Source organism: Sulfurovum sp. NBC37-1 (assembly GCF_000010345.1).
Taxonomy (GTDB): Bacteria; Campylobacterota; Campylobacteria; order Campylobacterales; family Sulfurovaceae; genus Sulfurovum.
This window is the reverse complement of the sequence record NC_009663.1, coordinates 2,003,172-2,023,752: the sequence shown is the minus strand read 5'-3', so window position 1 is coordinate 2,023,752 and position 20,581 is coordinate 2,003,172. Positions and strand designations below refer to the sequence as shown.

Annotated in this window: 19 protein-coding genes and 3 pseudogenes; 6 read left to right on the top strand and 16 right to left on the bottom strand. The window is 42.3% G+C overall.

All coding sequences use genetic code 11. From position 1 onward, the window contains the following. Positions 1 to 32 precede the first annotated feature (32 nt). The 9 genes from pssA to SUN_RS10090 all read right to left on the bottom strand — a co-directional run bounded on the left by pssA (position 33) and on the right by SUN_RS10090 (position 9,871). Complete coding sequence (pssA, locus tag SUN_RS10130; RefSeq protein WP_012083719.1) at positions 33 to 752, bottom strand: CDP-diacylglycerol--serine O-phosphatidyltransferase; 720 nt, start codon at positions 750 to 752, stop codon at positions 33 to 35. Further along, positions 753 to 2,768 (bottom strand): ATP-dependent zinc metalloprotease FtsH, encoded by a 2,016-nt coding sequence (gene ftsH, locus SUN_RS10125; RefSeq protein ID WP_012083718.1) that lies wholly within the window; start codon positions 2,766 to 2,768, stop codon positions 753 to 755. It abuts the gene before it with no gap. Next, entirely contained in the window at positions 2,761 to 3,591 is an 831-nt protein-coding gene (locus SUN_RS10120) for a 50S ribosomal protein L11 methyltransferase (protein ID WP_012083717.1), read from the bottom strand. The genes ftsH and SUN_RS10120 overlap by 8 nt, the downstream gene beginning before the upstream one ends. Beyond that, the gene (gene hisA, locus SUN_RS10115) at positions 3,581 to 4,294 is read right to left on the bottom strand and encodes a 1-(5-phosphoribosyl)-5-[(5-phosphoribosylamino)methylideneamino]imidazole-4-carboxamide isomerase (protein ID WP_012083716.1); all 714 of its coding nucleotides are present in this window, start codon (positions 4,292 to 4,294) and stop codon (positions 3,581 to 3,583) included. The genes SUN_RS10120 and hisA overlap by 11 nt, the downstream gene beginning before the upstream one ends. Before the next feature lie 36 nt (positions 4,295 to 4,330). Continuing rightward, positions 4,331 to 4,942 (bottom strand): imidazole glycerol phosphate synthase subunit HisH, encoded by a 612-nt coding sequence (hisH, locus tag SUN_RS10110; RefSeq protein WP_012083715.1) that lies wholly within the window; start codon positions 4,940 to 4,942, stop codon positions 4,331 to 4,333. Positions 4,943 to 5,257: 315 nt separating this feature from the next. Next, entirely contained in the window at positions 5,258 to 5,518 is a 261-nt protein-coding gene (locus SUN_RS10105) for an ATP-binding cassette domain-containing protein (RefSeq protein WP_232501362.1), read from the bottom strand. 221 nt (positions 5,519 to 5,739) lie between these two features. Continuing rightward, on the bottom strand, positions 5,740 to 7,344 hold the full coding sequence (locus SUN_RS10100) for a phosphoethanolamine transferase (protein ID WP_012083714.1): 1,605 nt from the start codon (positions 7,342 to 7,344) through the stop codon (positions 5,740 to 5,742). 562 nt (positions 7,345 to 7,906) lie between these two features. Then, complete coding sequence (locus SUN_RS10095) at positions 7,907 to 8,896, bottom strand: O-antigen ligase family protein (protein WP_148154695.1); 990 nt, start codon at positions 8,894 to 8,896, stop codon at positions 7,907 to 7,909. Positions 8,897 to 9,142: 246 nt separating this feature from the next. Then, on the bottom strand, positions 9,143 to 9,871 hold the full coding sequence (locus tag SUN_RS10090) for a hypothetical protein (RefSeq protein WP_041673080.1): 729 nt from the start codon (positions 9,869 to 9,871) through the stop codon (positions 9,143 to 9,145). Positions 9,872 to 10,042: 171 nt separating this feature from the next. Between SUN_RS10090 and SUN_RS10085 the strand changes: the two genes are divergently transcribed. From SUN_RS10085 to SUN_RS10075, 3 genes are read left to right on the top strand one after another with little or no spacing between them, the layout of a single operon-like run. Beyond that, positions 10,043 to 10,903 (top strand): lysophospholipid acyltransferase family protein, encoded by an 861-nt coding sequence (locus tag SUN_RS10085; RefSeq protein WP_041672750.1) that lies wholly within the window; start codon positions 10,043 to 10,045, stop codon positions 10,901 to 10,903. Between the two features lie 4 nt (positions 10,904 to 10,907). Further along, a complete protein-coding gene (locus SUN_RS10080) occupies positions 10,908 to 11,654 on the top strand; it encodes a glycosyltransferase family 2 protein (RefSeq protein WP_012083710.1) in 747 nt (248 codons plus the stop codon). A gap of 56 nt (positions 11,655 to 11,710) precedes the next feature. Next, positions 11,711 to 13,417, top strand: coding sequence for an ABC transporter ATP-binding protein (locus SUN_RS10075; RefSeq protein ID WP_012083709.1), 1,707 nt, complete (start codon positions 11,711 to 11,713; stop codon positions 13,415 to 13,417). A 31-nt stretch (positions 13,418 to 13,448) separates the two neighbouring features. Here SUN_RS10075 and rfaE2 read toward each other — a convergent pair whose 3' ends face one another. The 4 genes and pseudogenes from rfaE2 to SUN_RS13810 form a co-directional block, all read right to left on the bottom strand. Then, the gene (gene rfaE2, locus SUN_RS13160; RefSeq protein WP_349674929.1) at positions 13,449 to 14,348 is read right to left on the bottom strand and encodes a D-glycero-beta-D-manno-heptose 1-phosphate adenylyltransferase; all 900 of its coding nucleotides are present in this window, start codon (positions 14,346 to 14,348) and stop codon (positions 13,449 to 13,451) included. Continuing rightward, a complete protein-coding gene (locus SUN_RS13910) occupies positions 14,326 to 14,787 on the bottom strand; it encodes a bifunctional heptose 7-phosphate kinase/heptose 1-phosphate adenyltransferase (protein WP_041672749.1) in 462 nt (153 codons plus the stop codon). Before SUN_RS13910 ends, rfaE2 begins: the two co-directional genes overlap by 23 nt. After that, a pseudogene (gene rfaD, locus SUN_RS10060) lies at positions 14,780 to 15,777 on the bottom strand (ADP-glyceromanno-heptose 6-epimerase). Before rfaD ends, SUN_RS13910 begins: the two are co-directional and overlap by 8 nt. 11 nt (positions 15,778 to 15,788) lie before the next feature. Next, on the bottom strand, positions 15,789 to 16,004 hold the full coding sequence (locus SUN_RS13810) for an HAD hydrolase-like protein (RefSeq protein WP_232501330.1): 216 nt from the start codon (positions 16,002 to 16,004) through the stop codon (positions 15,789 to 15,791). Positions 16,005 to 16,119: 115 nt separating this feature from the next. On the opposite strand from SUN_RS13810, the gene SUN_RS13805 reads away from it, so the two are divergent. After that, the gene (locus SUN_RS13805) at positions 16,120 to 16,302 is read left to right on the top strand and encodes a hypothetical protein (RefSeq protein ID WP_232501329.1); all 183 of its coding nucleotides are present in this window, start codon (positions 16,120 to 16,122) and stop codon (positions 16,300 to 16,302) included. Positions 16,303 to 16,322: 20 nt separating this feature from the next. On the opposite strand, the gene SUN_RS10050 is transcribed toward SUN_RS13805, so the two are convergent. Continuing rightward, positions 16,323 to 17,639: a sugar transferase gene (locus tag SUN_RS10050; RefSeq protein WP_012083707.1), complete on the bottom strand. Its 1,317-nt coding sequence runs from the start codon at positions 17,637 to 17,639 to the stop codon at positions 16,323 to 16,325. A 364-nt stretch (positions 17,640 to 18,003) separates the two neighbouring features. Further along, a pseudogene (locus tag SUN_RS13520) lies at positions 18,004 to 18,138 on the bottom strand (transposase); the annotation flags it as partial. A gap of 137 nt (positions 18,139 to 18,275) precedes the next feature. Between SUN_RS13520 and SUN_RS10040 the strand changes: the two are divergent. Then, positions 18,276 to 18,710 (top strand): transposase, encoded by a 435-nt coding sequence (locus SUN_RS10040; protein WP_012083706.1) that lies wholly within the window; start codon positions 18,276 to 18,278, stop codon positions 18,708 to 18,710. On the opposite strand, the gene SUN_RS10035 is transcribed toward SUN_RS10040, so the two are convergent. Beyond that, entirely contained in the window at positions 18,694 to 19,899 is a 1,206-nt protein-coding gene (locus SUN_RS10035; protein ID WP_012083705.1) for an IS256 family transposase, read from the bottom strand. The two genes, SUN_RS10040 and SUN_RS10035, sit on opposite strands and share 17 nt — an antisense overlap. Before the next feature lie 477 nt (positions 19,900 to 20,376). Here SUN_RS10035 and SUN_RS13515 point away from each other — a divergent pair. Then, positions 20,377 to 20,481: pseudogene (locus tag SUN_RS13515) on the top strand (IS1595 family transposase); the annotation flags it as partial. Positions 20,482 to 20,581 lie beyond the last annotated feature (100 nt).

The following is a 20,581-nucleotide window of genomic DNA, read 5'->3' as shown; positions in this document are numbered from 1 at the left end:
ACTTTGGGGCTATTTACGGATTTGGGATGATCCTATTTCCTGATTTTGATCTTTCTTAAATTCAGTGTTCTCAAGGCACGTATTGGTCCATAAAGTACATAGGCCAGGATGATAAGTGCAAATCCTTCGACAGAAAAGAGGTAGAGTAAAGAGATGATAAGCACCAGGGCGATCATAGTCTTAAAGACCATTGGTCTATCAAGCTGTATCTTTTTGAAAGAGGGGTATCGGAAGTTGCTGACCATAAGGATAGCAACACCAAGGGCAAGAAAAAGAAGTACGATACTGTACTGCTCAAGGGTGTATTGGTCAAAAAGGAGTATCCACATCGAGATGAAGATCGCGGCTGTTGGAATGGGCAAGCCAATGAAAACATTGGGATCCGCTTTTGCCGTACAGATGTTGAAACGTGCCAGACGAATGGCACCGAAGATGACATAAAGTGCCGATACCAGTATACCGAAACGACCAAATTCGTTCCCTGTGAAAAAATAGAGCAGCATGGCCGGTGCGATACCAAAAGAGATGACATCGGCAAGTGAGTCGAACTCCACACCAAACTGGCTGGTGGTATTGGTCATACGGGCAACACGCCCGTCAAGGCCGTCAAAGACCAGTGCGAGAAGAATAAGCCATGACGCGGAGTTAAAATCCCCTTTACTGGCTTCTACGATACTGAGTACACCGATAAAGATACTGCTTGCGGTAAAGAGGTTCGGCAGTAGGTAGATCAGCTTTATGTTGCGTTTCATCTAGGCTTCTTTGTTGTTATCACTCTCTTCGGATATCTCTTTTTTTAATGCTTCTTCTTTTTTGTCTGCCTCTGCTTTGTTTTTGGCGACCTTGTCTTTATGGGCAAGACGGCTAGGCATACCTTTTTCTTGTTCGTACTCTTCAATGATCCTGCGGACTGTCTTCCCTTCGATCACTTCAGTTCCCAAAAGCTCTTTAGCCATATTGTCGATGGCGCCATAATAATTCTGGAGTGTTTCCTTTACATAGCCGTAGCGTTCGTTCAGAGTGGATTTGATATAGCTGTCCATAGCCTCAGCTGTCTTATCACTGTAGTCTGTCGATACAGCCCCGGCTCCGAGGAAAGAGTTCTGGCTGCGGGAAAGGACCATGAGCCCGGCTACATCGGTCATTCCGTACACTGAGACCATATCTTTTAAGATGGCAGTAGCACGGTCAAGGTCGTTTCCTGCTCCCGTAGAGATCTCTCCAATGAATACATCTTCAGCCGCACGTCCGCCAAGGAGTACATCGACTTCTGCCATCAGTTCATGTTTCTGTTTCAGGAAACGCTCTTCATCTTCGGGAAGATGCAGCGTATAGCCAAGTGCGCCCAGCCCGCGTGGGATGATGGAGACCTTGGTGACACGGGTAGCGCCTTCGCTGAGTTCAGACATGAGTGCATGTCCGCTCTCGTGATAGGCAACGATCTTCTTTTCCGTCTCGTTGATCTTGCGATTCTTTTTCTCAAGTCCTACAAAGGAACGTTCAATGGCTTCAAGCAAGTCTGACTGTTCGATCTGTTTCTTGTTCTGGCGTCCCGCAAGCAGAGCCGCTTCATTGATAATGTTGGCAAGATCGGCCCCGGCCAGCCCGGCAGTCTGTTTGGCAACGATCTCAAGGTCAACATTCGGTGCCAGCTTGACATCTTTGGAGTGTACCTTGAGGATCGCCAGACGTCCTTCGAAGTCCGGTTTGTCCACCAGTACCTGTCTGTCGAAACGTCCTGCCCTGAGTAGGGCGGCATCAAGTGTCTCGGGACGGTTGGTGGCAGCCAGTACAATGACAGGTGTATCGGTACCGAAGCCGTCCATTTCTGCAAGAAGCTGATTGAGGGTTTGTTCTCTTTCATCATTTCCGCCCATTTGTCCGCCGGAAGCACGGCTTTTACCGATGGCATCGATTTCATCGATGAAAATGATGGAAGGTGCTTCTTTCTTTGCCTGTGCAAAAAGGTCACGCACACGGCTGGCACCGACCCCGACGAACATCTCTATGAATCCGGAACCACTCACGGAAAAGAACGGTACAGAGGCTTCACCTGCCACCGCTTTGGCAAGCAGGGTCTTACCTGTACCCGGAGGTCCCACAAGCAGAACCCCTTTGGGGATCTTGGCACCGAGTTCTATGTAGCGTTCCGGGAATTTGAGGAAATCGACGATCTCTTTGACTTCGTCTTTGGCTTCCTCAACCCCCTGTACATCGTCAAAACGGGTGTCCGGTTTTTCGGAATTGATGAGTTTGTCGGCCTTTCCTGCTCCCAGAATACCCCCACCCATACCTTTGCTCATTTTTTTGGCAAGAAAGATCCAAATAGCAAAGAAAATGAGGATAGGCAGCATCATGCTGATCAATTCAGAAAAGAAACCGTTGCCTACCACACCTTCGTAGGAGATCTTTTTTTTGTCAAGCAGTGGAATGAGATCTCTGTCGTATGTTGGGACATTCTGTGCCACATAGCGGACTTTACGCCCGTTGTCCTCAATGATTGCTTCGACCATTGAGGGAGTCAATTTGACACTTTTAACCGCTCCCTCTTCGATTCTCTTCTTGATCTCCGAATATTTTACCTGTTTTGTCTGCGCTACACCCTGAGTATTCATCATAGTACCGAGACTTTCTCCTTCACCGACGAAGGATTTGAAGATCAGGATGATGACAATGGAAAAGATCGCAAAGGCGAGCAGGGGATTGTCATTGAAAAAGTTGTTATTATTGTTTTGCTTATTATCATTGTTATTGTTTGGATTAGCCATTTATTTTTTCCTTTTTGTAGACGAGTGTTACCCACTCGTCTTTTAGGGTTCTTTTTTCTAAAGTCAGATCTTGAAAAGATGCTTTGACCAGTTCTTCTTTTTTATCTAAAATACCTGAAAGTATCAGGTATCCACCTTCTTGTACTGCGGCTTTAAGATCCCTGGAGATGAATCTTAGCACATCTGCGATGATATTGGCAATGACCACATCATAAGTACCTACGGCTTTATCAATAGAGCCTTCCCAGAGTTCGTCGTACTGCGCTTCATTGAGCTTGAAGTTCTCTTTGCAGCTTTCAACCGAAAGTGGGTCGGTATCACACAATTCGACAGTGGCACCCAGTTTTTTTGCCGCAAGCCCCAAAATACCGGAACCGCATCCCACATCAACAACACGGTCTCCTGCTTTGACAGTTTTACTGATCGCTTCAAGGCAGGAGAATGTCGTGGCGTGGTGACCGGAACCAAAGGCCAGTGCAGGGTCTATTTTAATATTGATATACCCCTCTTTTGGTTCGTACCAGCTGGGAAAGATATAGAACTTTCCCGCTTCAATAGGCTGAATGGACTCCTGATAACTTTTGATCCAGTCAATATTCTCTTTCTCTTCCAAGTTGAAATCCATATGGATGTCACTTTCAAGCTCATCCTGTAAGGCTACCAGTGCATCTTTAACGAAGGTTAAATCGGATTCACTTCGCATGACGATCTTCCCTGTAGCGAACTCCAAGCCTTCATCATGGATATTCATAATGTAATCAGAAATAAGATCGACATACTGATCATCCAGAGTGATCGTCAGTTCATAATACTTATCCTGCATTTACAGTCCTAAACGCTTCTTCGAGGTCGAGGGTACCTTCATAGAATGCTTTGCCGACAATAGTACCGTCAATGCCCGCTTCAATGAGCGCATTGATATCCGTCATATCTTTCAATCCGCCGCTTGCGATAGTCTCCAGTCCGGAGGCTTCCTTGATGGCAAGGGTGAAGTCAATGTTCACACCTGTCATCATCCCGTCGCGCCCCACATCGGTACAGATAATGGCTTCAACACCGGCATCGGCGAATTCCTTTGCAAGGTCGGTGGCTTTCATATCGGACACTTCTCCCCAGCCTTCGACCGCAACCATGCCGTCAATCGCATCGATACCGACAACGATCGGGTATTTTGCTGCCATCTCTCTGACGAATTTTGGGTCTTTGACAGCAATGGAACCGAGAATGAGTCTGTCGATGCCGAGATCAAGATACATTTTGATGGTCTCTTCATCCCTGATCCCCCCTCCAAGTTCAAGTTTGAGGTTGCAGTTCTCCCTGATCTTCTTGATCTGTTCAAGGTTTTCAGGTTTTCCGGCAAAAGCACCATTAAGGTCGACAAGGTGTACCCATTCGCTTCCGAGTTCTTCAAAACGCTTGGCAACCTGCCACGGCTCGTCAGAGTAGATCTTGGCTGACTCCATGAGCCCTTTGCTTAGTCTGACGGCTTTTCCGTCTTTTAAATCGATAGCGGGCAATATTGTCATTGTTTTCCTTCGTAGGGTGTGGAATCCCACACCGTATTATAATTTTGTGAAATTTTCTATGATCTTCAAACCGTTCCCATGGCTTTTTTCCGGGTGTGGCTGAATACCGTATATATTCCCGTTCTGTACGGCTGAAACAAACTCGTATCCGTAATGTGTTTTTCCTATAGCATACCTGTCATCACAGACAGCATGGAATGAATGTACAAAGTAAAGATAGATTTCTTGAGGCAGTCCTTCAAATATAGGTGTTTCTTTTTGCACAAAAAGCTCATTCCATCCCATATGCGGTACTTTCTGGGGATGATCGAACTTGCTCTCATCAAAAGCCACCACTTTCCCGGGGATCAGACTAAGACCTTCTGTTTCACCGAATTCCTCGGAACTCTCAAAAAGCAGTTGCATTCCCAGACAAATACCCAACAGTGGTTTTTCGGAAGCAGCAAATGCTTTGACCGCTACATCCATACCGTTACTTTTCAAATGCGCCATCGCATCACCGAAAGCCCCCACACCAGGGAGAATGAGTTTGTCATATTGATCGAGTTTGGAAGGGTCGCTTTCCAGTCTGGCATCCGCACCCACTTTTTTGAATGCATTGATGACAGAGGCAAGGTTCCCCATATTGTAGTCGACGATACCGATCATGATTTGGTATTCCTTGTTGAGGGCACCTCTCATAACCTCAGATACTCATAACATCACTAGCTTTTGTCTAGGCTAGGCACTCTTTTGAAGGCCTAGCCGTAGCTAAGTCGAAAAAGAGTAACGACGCATAGGCGAAAGCTAGTGATGCCCACAGGGTGGGCTTTGCAAACGCGATCTTTCACAAGATGCTTACTTCGTCTTAGCTTTGGCTAGGACTTGAAAGCCTCTTGCAAAATCTAACATTTGTAAAACCCATTATGAGTATCTGGGGTTGTTAGAAGTGCCCTTTAGTTAAATAACTGTGATTATAGCCAATTAAATTGAAAGAGCTTGTATCGGCTCAGCGGTAAAGGTCATTAATTTGTTCAATATTTCTTTGCCGTAAGCAACATTGGCTGCAATAGTATCATTGAAGATGTATACCCTTTGTGTTACGATGAAAATGGTATTGCGTAAAGATTCCAGTGAAAAATGATCAATACTCTTCCCGTCTATACTGATCTCACCTGAGTTTGGATCATATAATCGCATGATGAGGTTGACGATTGAGCTTTTCCCTCCACCACTACCACCCACGAGTGCCAACTTTTCTCCCTTTGAAATGCTAAAGTCAATACCGTTAAGCGCATTTTTTTACCATACTTGAGTGTAACGTCTTTAAATGCCAGCGTATGTACATCTTCAATAGCGGCATTTTTCGTTTAAATTGTAGGTTTCTGGTCGAAAATATGGAGTATCATCTCTTGCGGTAATGGCATCCTGCAGACTTGTTGTAAAGATTAGGAGAGCCTTTTTTCTCAAGGTCGCTTCAATACAGGATTTTGCTTAGCTGTTTCTTCCGGGGCTGAACAAATATTCAAACTTTGATCAATGCCGCCATCTGTTGACTCAATTGCGGAACAACCCAATACGGAATAAAAAATATTGGCAGAGGATAAAGCAGTATCAAGATTATATTTTTTAAGGTGACTGAAACGTTTTCTTCCTTCTTCTGTATCGAGGTATTTTTTGGAGAACCAGATAATAAATGGAACATCGAACTGTTCCTGTGGTGCTATATCTATGGGTTTACCATGGAAATAGTTTCCGTTCTCACCCAGGGATTCACCATGATCAGAAATATAAAAGAGTATTGCCTTTTTATCAGAGAGTTCATTGATGAGCGTTGCAAGAAAGGAATCAATTCCGATAATTGTATTGTCGTAGGCATTAAGAAGTTCTTCCTGTGTACATTTCGCGACATCGGCATGTCGACAGCTTGGTTTGAATATCTCCTGTTCCGGAGTGATACGGTCATGATAAGTCTGATGGGATCCAAGGGTATGTAAAATAAGCAACTTTTTCCCATTTTTATAGTTTTTAATAATTTGCTTGGCATATGGCAGAAGAGAAATATCTTTTGCACCACTGTGTTGCTCGTTTAATATGGCATATTTTGATTTTAGATGATCATAACCCAGATACTGATAAAACTCATCTAATGTCTGAAGAGAATATATCTCCGTGTTGAATCCCAAAGAGTGAAAAACTTCACTAAAGGGTGAATGCGTAACATAGGATTTTGAATGGGCCCTGTCAAGCGGTGAGAAGATGCAAGGTAATGACTGTATAGTCAGCGTGGCACAGGAACGAACATTCCTGAAACTGCTTAAGCCTTCGGTTTTAGAAAGCAGTGGTGTGGTATTTCTGTTGTATCCATTGAGCATAAAGTGGTCGCCGCGTGTGGATTCGCCCAGCACAAATACAACCAAAAGGTCATTTTCTTTTGACCGGTAGTGATATTTTTTTGACATAATTTCGATATTGCTATACAGTTTCTTCATTTTTTTATAAGATCTAAGTGCTTTGTTGAAACTATACTCAACATCTAAAGGTGAAAAGTTACTTAACGCCTGAGAAAATTTGGGGTCTCTTATCTGCCCTTTTGCTCTAAACTCGTACCCCTGTAGAAAGAAAATTGATACTACAGTGACCAATGACACTGCGATCAATATGGAAGTATGTAAAAATTGTTTTTTGAAAGAAAGATGTTGAATTTTTGTAAAAAAAATAGCTATTATGGGCAATATGGCCGTGGACAGGACCCAAAGCAGCAGTTTCATGGAAATCATTTCAGCTGTCAGGTCCGTATCATTGACAAGGCCACTTAGTATGATGTCTCCAGTAATGGTAATACCGTATTGCCATTTGAAAAATATGGCAATAGATGCTATGAGAATATTAAAAGATACAAAAAGTTTCAAGAATAAACGATGAAATAAACCTATAATCAGAAACAGAATAAATAAAAGGAGTGTAGGCCAGATTGACATTACTATCTGGTCTAGATTTTGGTTGCTGAATAAATTTAGAGCAAATATATAAACTGTTGCAATACTACTAAAAGCTATTTTATTAATCATACTTAATATTTACGTTCCTTAGTCTTGTTTTAATGACACTTTTGTTTGAAAGTATAAAAGTGTCATTAAAATATAAATATTTATTATATCGAAATTAAAGTAAAATAATTTTACTCGATTATGTGTCTTTTGGGCGCATAAAGGTAAAATAGTATTTTTGAAAGAACGTAGAATACACTTGTTGTAAATATATCAAAGAAGCGCAGGACAATGAATTTTTTATTAATTTGTATTATATAAAGGAATTAAGCCTATATTTGTGTATATGCTCTCTGGAACTTGTTGAAAACGCTGTCTATACTGGTGTATTGGATATAGAACACAGAAAATATATTTATTCCGAACAGCTCAAAAAAAATAGATTTTAGCCATGTATAAAAAGAGGTGGTTGTGAATTGTATCCCCATGCAAAAGTCTGTGTAAATAACAGTTGTTCCGCTTCATCAAGTCCAACATTTGGAGATATGAAAATTCTAAGAACAATTTGCAATAGGAAGTATGAAAAAAGAATAAATAAAAAGTTCTTGATATAAAAAGAGTTGTGTTTCACTGCATATTCCTGTCAAGTTCCGGAAGGAGTTCTTTGTGGAAGGGAAGCACCCAGGAAGAGGCCTGCGAACAGAATAAAAAGCGTGTTGGTGAACTGCTTCATCAGAAGCGGTTCCGGTATGAACCCGATCAGGAACATAATAACGATCAGCAGGCTTAGCTCCTTGAGCTCAGGATCTGAAATGGATAGCCTTGTAAATTGATAAAAGACCATAAGCAGCAGGAAGAATCCGATAAATCCATTTTGTACCAGGACATTCAGGTACTGACTGTGAAAATGGTATTTTGGTATGAACTGAACGACTTTTTTATTAAAGTTGTGATTATTCTTTTTTAGAGCTTCTGTTGCGGCATCTCTAAAGTCTCCAACACCAACACCGATTAATGGATGGTCTTTAATGATATCCGCTGCCACAATGTACATGGCAACTCGCATACCCCAGCTTGATGTGAATTGTCCCTTTTCGATTTTAGTAATATCATGCTGGGCAGCCTGTACACGTGTCTGGAATTTGTCACTCAGAGTATATGCACCAGTAAAGATAACGACGATCAGAACCAATGCTGCAATGATGGACCTAAAATTGATTCTGTAATGAATGAACACTGTTGCGAATATACCTACTAGAAATGCAAGTTGACCGGTTCTCCCCTCATTAATGAACAGATTACCGGTGATTGTAATAAAGAAAAACAAAAGAGCTATTTTCTCTTTGGGTGTATAACGTTTTGATAGTATACGGTTTAGAAGAATTATGGCGGTAAATGCAAGAAAAATACTATAGTCGATATGCATCATAAATGGAGAAGGATACTCTTTGCCATGACCTTTTATTGTCCACAATTCAAAAAACATACCATAAGAGAGTACTTCACTGACGACCATTCCCAGTACAAATGCAGTGATGACGGACGGGATATTGTCTTTTTTGACATTAAGTGCAATGGCGAATATGGCGATCCAGTAGAGATAAAGAATCTTGCCATTCAGGCCGATTTTCATATTATGGGTCCATAACAGAGAGAGAACAGTGAAGGAGATGAATGCAAGAATAGCAATTGCAAAATGTGAGTGTTTTAAGCGTGCAATCTGCTGTTTATAGTGTCCCTGAAGAAATACAAGTAAGATCAGCAATGCTACAGATAAACTGTTCGTGGCACGTGAAAGTGGTAAGGTGAATGCAAAAGCAAGCAATAAATAGTGATAGGTTTGTTCGAAATCTATTCTATTGATTAGGTCTTTCACTGATCATTCTCTCCAATACTCTTCTATCCACGGAGATGGCTGAATGTGTCTATACCATTTACCGCTGATGCCTTTGACGGCTTCAGGCGGGTTGGGGAGACCGTGGAAGAGGATGATCTTGGCTCCCTGTGGTATGGAAGGTGCTTCGAACCAGGACTTTATCCAGGAGGGGGCACAGTGATATTTGAAACTCGGTACCCATTCATCCGACCAGAATTGAAGTTTCCCTAGTTTATACATTTCACGGGAGAGATAGGCCTGTTCATGACGCACTTCACTTTTTATCTGTTCGAAATTCTCTTCGAAGTATTTTAGTATCTCGGGGTATTTGCCGATTTCAAAACGAAATACCGATGAGTTCCCTTCCATTTTTTTTGGACGATGCCGGTCATGGGCGATCAGAAAGTCACCCGGGTAGGTAAAAAAATCATCGATACTGTCTACGATCACGACATCAAGGTCAAGAAAAAGTGTTGTACCGGACAAGCCGCCGAAGTTTTCGGCAAAAACGGTGAGCTTTCGCCAACCTCTCTCGGGGATATTCTCAGGCAGATCGAGCTCGGGAAGGGGTTGGATCTCTACTTCCGGGCGGATATCTCTGCCATTTTCCGTGAAACAGACAAATCTGAAAGGCAGAGTGAGGTTCCTTTCTACCATGCCGTAGAGTCTGTTGACGTAGTCTGCAGGGAACTTGTCACCCCATTTCATACAGATGATGTTTACTTTATCCATAACCAAGAAGAGCACCTTTTTTTGAACATGGAGAATTATATCCAATAATTTCTGCAATTTGAAACTCTTTTAGGATATTTCGATAAAATTGTATCACTACAAAAAGGTGACGGATGAAACAAACTCTTTTCTATTTTACTGTAATCCGGAAGCTGTGCAGGTCGGGTGAACATGGGTGAGACTGCCGCTTACCTATCCGTAAGAGGGCTTATCGCCATTACGGCACTGCTACCAACATCATGGGTATATAGCCTGATGAAAGCTGTTGCACTTGTATTTTACTATCTCTCAAGGTCCCGCAGGGAGATCACAAAACAAAATCTTGCCGCTGCATTTCCCAATAAGAGCAGGAAAGAGATAGAAATTCTGGCAAAAGAGGTTTATGTCGAACTTTCAAAGACCGTCAGTGAGATCTTTCTGATGCTTTCGAACCGTTTTCCTATCGATGATGCGATCATCAATAAAGAAGAAGCCCTTGTAAAACTGGCTTCCTTGAAGCAGCTGTATCCTACAGGTTGGATCATGATCACGGCCCATTTCTCGAACTGGGAACTGCTGGCACAATTCCTGGGAAAACATGACTATTCGATGGTCGTTATTGGAAGAGAAGGGGACAACAAAAAGATTGACAGTAAGATCACCACTCCTTTCAGAGAACGTTTCAACAACAGATCCGTGCATAAAAGAAAAGCGGCGGTTACCATTATGAAAACCCTGAAAAAAGGGGGAATTGTCGGTATTCTGATCGATCAGAAGGTCATGGAGCATGAAGGTATAAAGGTCAAGTTCTTTGGCAGAGATGTCTACGCAACACCACTGGTCGCTACGATGAAAAACAAGCTGGATATACAGGTTATCCCTATGTTCCTACCTCGTGTCTCCAACGGTAAATATGAATTGCTCGTTGGAGACCCTGTGGAAGCAGATGATGATATTGCGTCTATGACGCAGGCATACAATGACGAAATGGAAAAGATCATCAGAAAGTATCCTGCACAGTGGTTCTGGATGCATAACAGGTGGAAGGTATGATCGAATGGATATAAGTATAGTAATCATTGTAAAGGACGGCGTAAAAACCATGGAAAAATGTCTGAAGGCTCTTGCAGCATTTGATGATGTGGTAGTGTTCGATAACGGTTCTACAGACGGTACACAGGGGATTTGTCGTGCATTTTCAAACGTAAATCTTGTAGAAGGTGAATTTATAGGGTTTGGACCAACCAAAAGGCTTGCTTCGACCTATGCAAAACATGACTGGATACTTTCTCTTGATAGTGATGAGATTGTCACAAACACATTTGTTAATACGTTGAGGTCAAAAAGCCTGGATAAAGATACTGTCTATTCGATAAAGCGGGTCAACTATTATAAAGACATTGAGATTAAGCATGGCTGGAGCAATGATATCCTTCCGAGGCTCTACAACAGAACGAAAACCAATATCAGTGAAAAAATGGTGCATGAGGGGGTCGTTACTGATAATATGAAAGTGGAATATCTGAATATTTCGCTGAAACATCTCAGATATACGTCCATATCGGAATTCATCATTAAAGCTGACCGTTATTCTACACTTTTTGCTGAACAAAATGTTGGGAAAAGAGATTCCTCACCACTGAAAGCTATAGGAAGTTCAAGTTTTACATTTATTCGAAAATATTTTTTCAAACTGGGATTTCTTGACGGTTATCCCGGCTTGATTATGGCTTATTCGAATATGATAGAGAATTTTTACAAATATATGAAACTGTATGAAAAGAACGAAGAACTTGAAAAATAAAAATGAAATAAACCAGCAGTTTTACTGTACAATTAAGTAAAAAAAGAACATAGACGATGAAACAACTTATAAAATACTTTCTACCCTATATGCTCAATTACAAAAGAGAGTTTATCTTTGCTATCATTGGTATGATTGCAGTGGCAGTAGGTACGACACTTACGGCCCAGCTTTTAAAACCTGTACTGGATGATATCTTCATCAACAAGGACCAGGAGATGCTGAAACTGATCCCTTTTGCAATCGTCGGTGTCTTCATGCTGAAATCCGCAGGGCGTTTCGTGCAGACCTACTATACGGTCTATATCGGGGATGATATCGTCCGGAAACTCCGTGACAGACTGGCCCGTCACCTGATGTATCAGGATATTGAGTACCTTAACAAAATGCGCAGTGGAGAGCTGCTGAGCCGTGTCACGAACGACATCAACCGTATACAAACTGTTGTTTCTTCCATGATCCCGACATTGATGGTCAAATCGATGCTGATCGTTACGCTTACTGCCTATGTTATTTACCAGAGTCCGAAACTGGCATTCTATTTTTTGGTGGTCATGCCGCTGGCACTTCTGCCGCTTCAGATCCTGGCACGCAAGATGAAAAAGTACTCCAAACGTTCACAGGAGAGCAATTCCGACCTGACCTCCCGCCTGACTGAGATCTTCAACAATATCGAAGTGATAAAATCTAGTTCTTCCCAGGAGTATGAATTTGAACGTTTCTCCAAAGAAAATATGAATTTCTTCCAACTGGCGATCAAGCAGATGAAGATCAATGCGCTCGTTGGCCCCTCCCTTGAAGTTTTCGGTTCCGTGGCCATTGCGGTTGCCATCTATGTCGGTGCACTTCAGGTAATCCATAACGAGATCACAGTAGGGACCTTTTTCGCTTTTGTAACGGCACTTTTCATGCTTTACGATCCCATAAAAGTACTCTCCAATGTACATAACATGATACAGGATGCAGTCGCGGCGATGGAAAGAATGAACGAATTGTTTGAAAGCAGACCGACGATCGTATCAGGAGACAAGGTCCTGGAACATGTCGAAAAAGTGGTATTTGACGAAGTTTCACTGGTCTATGGTGATAAAAAGGCACTGGATGAAATAAACCTTGAAGCAAACAAAGGAAAAGTCTATGCTCTGGTGGGGGATAGCGGAGCGGGGAAGAGCAGTTTTGTGAATCTGCTTGTTCGTTTCTATGAACCGACTTCGGGAGAACTGAAGATCAATGATCTGAATATTGCCAAATACACGCTTGATTCCCTGCATAAAAAGATCGCCTATGTGACACAGCGTATCTATATTTTCCAGGACACGGTGCTTGCCAATGTCGCGTATGGAAGCTCGGTCAATGAAGAGCAGGCTATTGCTGCATTGAGAAAAGCACAGGCATGGGACTTTGTCAAAGAGATGGAAGAGGGGATACATACACCGCTTGACGAATTCGGTGTCAACCTGAGCGGTGGTCAGCGGCAGCGTATCGCCTTGGCGAGGGCGCTCTACAAATCACCGGAGATACTCATACTCGACGAGGCAACCTCTGCGCTGGACAATAAAAGTGAGAAAGCTATTCAGAAGGCGCTTGAAGGGATCAAAAATGAAATGATCACCTTTATTGTGGCGCACAGGCTCAGTACGGTGGAAAATGCCGATACGCTCCTACTTTTTGAAGAAGGCAGGATCATTGACAGGGGAAGTTACAGTGAATTGCTGTCCCGTTCTGAAGCGTTTAGAAGACTGGCGAATAAGGGCGAAGCGTAGGGTGCTGTGAGAATACAGTACCCTACAAATTTTAACAACTGCTCCCGGAAATCTTCCCGATAATCGATGAAGTGCTTTTCCCCTCGACAAAATCAATGAGCTTTACCTTTTTGGCGATTTCGCTACCGACCACCTCTTTACCCTCATAATCTGCTCCTTTGACAAGCACGTCAGGTATGACACGTTTGATTAGTTCGTAAGGGGTGTCTTCGGTGAAGGGTACGACATAATCGACGCTTTCCAGTGCGGCCAGAAGAAAACCCCTGTCCTCAAGGTCGTTGACCGGCCTTGATTCACCTTTGAGTCGTCTTATACTCTCATCGGAGTTGAAGCCGACGATGAGGAAATCTCCCAACGCTTTGGCCTGCTGCAGGTAGGTCGCATGTCTGCGGTGGAGAATGTCGAAACAGCCGTTGGTAAAGATGATCTTCCTTCCCTGTGCCCTCAGACGTTTGGCTATGCGTTCTATCTGCGCAAAGTCCTTAATCTTGCTTTCCGCCTGTCCCTTGTTCAGTGAATGCTCATACTCTTCTATCTCGTTGAGTGTCGCTGTAGCCGAACCGACCTTTGCCACAACGATAGCGGCCGCCTTGTTGGCGAATCCACAGGCTTCGGTAATGTCAAGCCCGCTTGCTATGGCGACGCCCAGTGATGCAAGTACCGTATCGCCCGCACCTGTGACATCATACACTTCTCTTACGACCGTGGGGATGATATGCATCCCGTCATTGAAAATGGCGATCCCCTCTTCGCTCAGTGTGATGATGCTATAGGCAAGGGAAAGTTCATCCTTGAGTTTAAAACCGGCTTCTCTGAGCGCGTCGTGATCCGAAAGCTCGATGCCTGTGGCCAAAGAAGCTTCTTTCCTGTTCGGTGTCAGAAGCGTGGCACCTTCGTATTTGCTGTGGTCAGTCCCTTTGGGATCTACCAATACCAGTTTGTCGTGGGCTTTGGCAAGGGGAGATGATGTCCCTTGTAAGTGTCGGGGTAAGGACCCCTTTGCCGTAGTCGGAAAGCAGTACTACATCATAAGAGAAGATATTCTTCTGAAGGTCTGTGAGAAGCGCATACTGTGAGCCTAAGGAAATATCTTCTCTGCTCTCATCGTCAAAACGGATGATCTGCTGGTTGGAGGTGATCACACGGCTTTTTCTGGTCGTGACGCATTTCTCCTGCTGAATGACGGTATCGCAGTTCGCGCCTGCATGGGAGAGAAGCTGTTCTGCGAGCGCGGCATTGGCATCTTCCCCCCCCAGCACCTGCACGGGTGCTTCGGGAGAGATACGTTCACACTCCCCCAAGATGTAGTGGTCTATCATCAGATCGCCCACTACGGCGATCCTGGCATCTTTGGCTCTGATCTTATCCATGCGCCACTTCTGTTTCGTAGAGGGTTTTGATCTCGTCTGTATAATCCCTGATCCCTTCTTCAGGTTCCCACTCCAGTGCATATCCGAGATTTTCTTTTGAGGTACTTATATCTGCCTGTGTATGCATCTGGTAGCCGGTGAAGGGGTTGGTGAAGTACTCGATTCCATAGTCCGTGCCCAGCTCTTTCTGGAGGATATTGGCAATATCCTGAAAACTTCTTGGTTTGGAAGTTTCCACATTGTAGACACCGTTCTTTTTGGGTGCGCAGGCTTTTATGTTCGCCTGTATCACATCTTTGATATACACAAAGTCACGGACGATCTTGTCCGATCCTTCAAAGAGTCTCGGTGCTTTGCCCGAGAGTATCTGGTGGCCGAACTGTATGACCGTCGAAGTGGTCTTGTCCTTGAAGAATTCTCTTGAGCCGTAGACATTGAAGTACTTCAGTCCCACGATGGTCATATCGGGGTAGATATTCATATATCGGTAGGCTATCTGCTCCATGGCATATTTACTGAAACTATAAGGGTTTTCAGGATGTTCTTTGCCTACGGTCTGTAGGGAGGGCAGGGACCCGTAAGTCGCGGCCGAAGAGGCATAGACCAGAACGACGTTTATGCGTCTGGCCATTTCCAGTATGTCATAAAAAGAGTTGACATTCGTCTGCATGATGATCTCCTGGTCGTACACACGTGTATCTGAGATGGTGGCTTCATGGAAGATGTAGTCGAAATCGTATGCTTCAAGCAGCGGGAGATCCTCTTTGGAATTGAGGTCGCCGCACAGATTACGTCGCCATGAAAGCCTATCAGGTTCTTGTAGTGACCGAAGCTTTTCAGATTGCCGTTGGAAAAGGTCTCTTAGCTTCTGAATTTGTCAAAAACGACAATATTGTTTTGGGGAAAGTTCTCCTGAAAGTAGAATGCCAGATTTGAGCCGATGAAACCGGCACCGCCGGTAATGAGTATGGTTTTTCCGTTAAAGTCCATATCATTGTATTTTATGCAGTTATTATAGCTGGATTTTCCTCTAAAAAACGTTTGCACTCTGCTATTGAAGGGAAAAAATAGTCCGCCTTTTCAATCTTTGTATTGCCGATCGCAATGCTGTGGCCGATACCGGCATTTTCTGCAAGATCGATGTCGCTTTGTTTGTCGCCGATCATCCAGAAGCAGGGCAGATCGATATCGTAGGTTGCCATTATTGCTTCTATCATACCTATTTTTGGTTTTCTGCAACGGCCGTTTTCTTTTGGTGCATGGGGCAGTGCTTACCTCTTCTATGTGAATACCTTGTTCTTCAAACTGCTCTTTCATCCAGCTTGTCAATTTTTGAAAATCATCTTCTCTGTAATATCCACGCCCGATCCCGGACTGGTTCGTCACAACAAAGACAAGATATCCCGCATTGGTAAAAAAAAGTCTGACAAGCTCAAAAATTCCCTCGACAAACTCGAAATCATCTGTTCTGTAGACATATCCGTGATCCACATTGACGATCCCGTCACGGTCTAAAAAAAGAGCTTTCATATGATTTAGCTTGCTCCTTCACGGACAAGAACAGTTTTGATTGTTTTAAGTAAAATGACAAGATCCATCCACAAATTCCAGTTTCTGATGTACCAGACATCAAGTTCCACACGTGAATAAAAATCCACATCGCTACGTCCACTTACCTGCCAAAGACCAGTTATTCCTGGTTTTACAGAGAGTATAGTTTCTAACTCTTCGCCTATCTTTCCTTTTTCATTGAGCATATAGGGGCGGGGACCTATAAAACTCATATCACCTCTGAAAACGTTATATATCTGAGGTAGTTCATCTAGGGAAGTATGGCGCAAAAAGTGTCCGATTTCTGTAACGCGGGGATCATTTTTGTATTTATGATATGTTTCATAATAGGCTATCTCTTCTGGATGTTCTTTTAGGTATGCTTCCAATATTTTATTACCATTCTCATACATGGTTTGAAATTTATAGCAACTAAAAGGTTTTCCACTCTTTCCCAAACGTTTTTGTTTAAAAAGTATTTTTTCATTGGGATTGTTATGTTTGATTTTATAGGCGATAAAAAGCATAATCGGAATTAAAAAAGGAAAGATCATTAATGAAAGGGTAAAGTCAGATATATTTTTGAATTGTGTTCTGATCGGGCTTTTTAGACGGTTTTGAAATACTATGAGATTGGTACGTGTATTGGCAAGATCATATATATGCGAATGTGTTAAGTCATAATCGTCCATAAGAGGGATAAAAATCACTTCATAGCTATCTTTTATTTGAGATGAAATGATCTTTTTCAAAGTAGGAAGATCATTCTCTTTTGAATTGATAAATACGGTTGATGGTGTTTCATTGGCTTTTGGCTTTATATAACCCAAGTAGGGATTTCCGTAGATTTCATCGGTTAAAAAAGGATCATTGCCGTATATTTTGGCTTTTTTTTGCCAGAGTCCCAATTTATGCATTATTTTTTTATTAATATTTTTTGAAAGAGGTATGAGAGTGGCCATTAGTACAAAAGAAATTCCAATAACGAGTCGTGAGTATTCAACGATCATCTGTGTCATAGCAAGGTATGCAAATATAAGTATAGCTGAGAATACAATTCCTTTGAGTATTAGTCTGCTTTCATGCCAAAAATCGTATCGGTACGAGTAAATACCCTCATAGGTGAAGAGAAGTATAGGTACAACAAAAAGGGGATAAAACTGAAGGTACTGGCTTAAAGGAATCGTATGTTCTTCCAACCCCTCAAGTTCTCCTCGGATCACATAGGAGAAATAGATAGCAAGCATAATCATTATAATATCAAAAAAAATAAATATGGCTTTTGATATTATATCTTTCATTATTTACCTTAATTTTTATATTTGTATTCTATCAGAAAATCAGTAAGGTATCAATGCTTTTTATAACTATCAAGAATCTTAAGAACATTTCCAAACATGCTTGTCTTATAAGGTTTTATTATTGTAGGACCTTTCAAAAGGATTCCGATTTATGGTCTGTATAATCCGAATCTATTTAGTCACTCCTGAAAACCCATTCCAAAGACAGACCAATAATTCCATACCATCAATTCTACCACAACCGGTAAAGCATCAGATAAAGATCAGTATATTTCTGTCGGTCTTTAGGTTTAATCTGTATCAATATCATGGCTATAATTTCTATTCTCCAGATAAAAATAAGCACCAAGAAGCAGTTCATCCACTTCTTCAGATTAAATGCAGCTGCTGCAAGCAGCAAATTGATCTCATCGCCAATAAATCCTTTGAGATAGTTCCTCTGCATCCTATGGTCTGACTTGACATGACCAATGATCGGTTCAATGGTAGCCCGTCTTCTGAACCCTAAAATCGAAATAGAAAAATAAACCATTGAAAAAAATAAGAGAAGATGCCGTAAAATAGGGGAAAAGCCGACAGAGGTCCCACCTGACCGTTAGCACCCGCTGGGTGAGACTTCTGCCAAGGAGTAGAAGTATGACACAGAGAGTGTTAAATTTTACTGTAGAAAGTACCGATGAGCGCCTGACACCAAGAGCAGGTGAAGCAATTTTAGGTGAGTACTTCCAAGCTATTGAGCTTGAAGAACTTTGCAACTCTCATTTTCCAACTCCGGGAAGTAACCATGGATACCAACCCTTTGAGATCGTACAGCCGTTATTGCTGATGCTGCATGCTGGCGGCAGGGTGCTTGAAGATATACGCACCATTGCTTCGGATAAAGGGCTTCGTGCATTATTGGATATCAAGCGTATGCCAACAGCAGATACGATAGGAAAGTGGCTGAAACGCACAGGGCTTCAAGGTGTCTATGCTTTGGAACATGTCAGCCGTATCTTACTGAAACGATATTTGAAGTCTGTAAATGAACCGCTCATCCTAGATATGGATAGCGTCAAAAATTTTCTGTAAATTCTTCCTCAGCCTCATCAGATTGTACCAAATTATTCCAAGAAACATACTTTCTATCCAGCCACTTGGCATTGGTGTCCACTGCCAGGGGCACCAACAGGCGTAGTACTGAGTTGTCACCTGGGAAAGCACCTACCACTTTCGTTCTTCTCTTTACCTCCTTGTTAAATCGCTCTAATACATTTGTAGAATGAATTTTCCTATGATGTGCTTTTAGAAATGCCAGAAATGTCAGTACATCCATCAGGTTCTTGGTCAGGTATTTGATCAGTTTTGGATGTGAGATCTCATAGGCTGAAGCCATACCGCTGGCATAGTCAATAGCATCCTGCATAGTTTTGGAATGCAGAATCACATTTATCTCTTCAAGGATAGTTTTGATATCCTTTTGAGGTACGACTTTCATGAGGTTTCTCTTAAAGTGTACCGAGCATAACTGCCAGCTTGAGCCTACGAAACTTTCACTGGCAGTTTTTTTGATCCCCTTGTGTCCATCAGAGATAATAAGATCCACTTTCTTTATTCCCCGTTCTTTTAAACCATCAAAGAAATCTTCATACGTTGAGACAGCTTCACTTTCCATTGGTGCAATATCGAGTATCTCTCTGTATCCCTCTTCATTGACTCCTATGGCTATCATCACTGCTTTGGAGACAAACCGTGAACCGTTAAAGACTTTCAGATAGAGTGAATCCACGTACAAGTAGGGATAGTAGGATCTTAGCGGTGAAGTTTTGAATTCTGTGACCAGTTCATCCAGTTCGTGGCTCAGGTTACTGACCGTGCTATGAGAAAGTTCAATATCCAGTGCCGAGACCACTGCTTCTACTTTTCTGGTGGAAACCCCTTTGAGGTAACTCTCAACGATCATCGACACCAAGGCTTTATCGATCCGGGAATAGTTCTCGAAGAGTTTGGTTTCAAACTTTCCGCTTCTGGCATAGGGACGTAACAGATTCAATTGACCCAGGGTTGTCTTTAACTGTCGTTCTTTATAGCTGTTACGGTAATCTTTTCGCTCTTCATTGCGTTCGTGACGACCTGCACCGATAAAGGCTTCGAACTCCTTCTCCAATATCGCATTGAGGATCTTCTCTCCTACCTGTCTAAATCCTTCTGTTTTATTGGCTATCAACAGCGGTGCCAACTCCTGCAGGTCAAACTCTATCTTATTTTCTTTTACTTTCATTGCTATGATTCCTTTTTCTTTTTATCATAGCTGATTTGGAATTTACAGAAATATTTTTACGCTACCTTCCAAAGTGCCTGTTTTAAGGAGTGTTTGGGTTTTTAAAGGGTGACTATTTAGCCCTGGTTTGGACCGAAGATAAAGATAACATATCTTTTTATTTATGCTAATTCTAGCTGAAATCTGAAAAGTCATTAGCTGTCAATGCACCTGTATCACTCACACCTTCAAGTATAACGAGCCACATCAATCACCTGTAATGATTGTAAGAGACAGGGAGGGGCATATGCCAGGCGCGGTACCGGATAGTGTCAATGAAAAGGAGATTAGTAGGGTTATCTTTTCTTTAATAGAAATAGATGCAGATATACTGCTTATGCAGTGATGGCAATAGTATTTCATCAGGCATTTGCCAAAAGATTGAATTTCACCCATAAGGTCATTAATGCCAGCGCCAAAGAGTATAAATATATCAAAAAGGGGGTTTTCCATCTTCAGAACGTTAATGCTTATGATGGTAGACTCAAAAATTTGATGCATCATTTTAACGGAGTAGCAACGAAATATTTGGAAAGTTATTTATGCTAAATGTGTATGTTTGATCGTGAATCGAACTTAACCCAGGGAAAGTGTTGGCTATGAGTGCTGGTCGAAGTGATGGTATCTACATGTAATGTGAATA

Coding starts and splice junctions, on each gene's coding strand:
- pssA (WP_012083719.1), bottom strand. CDS start 752: ATGAAACGCAACATAAAGCTGATCTACCTACTGCCGAACCTCTTTACC.
- ftsH (WP_012083718.1), bottom strand. CDS start 2,768: ATGGCTAATCCAAACAATAACAATGATAATAAGCAAAACAATAATAAC.
- SUN_RS10120 (WP_012083717.1), bottom strand. CDS start 3,591: ATGCAGGATAAGTATTATGAACTGACGATCACTCTGGATGATCAGTAT.
- hisA (WP_012083716.1), bottom strand. CDS start 4,294: ATGACAATATTGCCCGCTATCGATTTAAAAGACGGAAAAGCCGTCAGA.
- hisH (WP_012083715.1), bottom strand. CDS start 4,942: ATGATCGGTATCGTCGACTACAATATGGGGAACCTTGCCTCTGTCATC.
- SUN_RS10100 (WP_012083714.1), bottom strand. CDS start 7,344: ATGATTAATAAAATAGCTTTTAGTAGTATTGCAACAGTTTATATATTT.
- SUN_RS10095 (WP_148154695.1), bottom strand. CDS start 8,896: ATGAAAATCGGCCTGAATGGCAAGATTCTTTATCTCTACTGGATCGCC.
- SUN_RS10090 (WP_041673080.1), bottom strand. CDS start 9,871: ATGGATAAAGTAAACATCATCTGTATGAAATGGGGTGACAAGTTCCCT.
- SUN_RS10085 (WP_041672750.1), top strand. CDS start 10,043: ATGGGTGAGACTGCCGCTTACCTATCCGTAAGAGGGCTTATCGCCATT.
- SUN_RS10080 (WP_012083710.1), top strand. CDS start 10,908: ATGGATATAAGTATAGTAATCATTGTAAAGGACGGCGTAAAAACCATG.
- SUN_RS10075 (WP_012083709.1), top strand. CDS start 11,711: ATGAAACAACTTATAAAATACTTTCTACCCTATATGCTCAATTACAAA.
- SUN_RS13910 (WP_041672749.1), bottom strand. CDS start 14,787: ATGGATAAGATCAGAGCCAAAGATGCCAGGATCGCCGTAGTGGGCGAT.
- SUN_RS13810 (WP_232501330.1), bottom strand. CDS start 16,004: ATGATAGAAGCAATAATGGCAACCTACGATATCGATCTGCCCTGCTTC.
- SUN_RS10050 (WP_012083707.1), bottom strand. CDS start 17,639: ATGAAAGATATAATATCAAAAGCCATATTTATTTTTTTTGATATTATA.
- SUN_RS10040 (WP_012083706.1), top strand. CDS start 18,276: ATGACACAGAGAGTGTTAAATTTTACTGTAGAAAGTACCGATGAGCGC.
- SUN_RS10035 (WP_012083705.1), bottom strand. CDS start 19,899: ATGAAAGTAAAAGAAAATAAGATAGAGTTTGACCTGCAGGAGTTGGCA.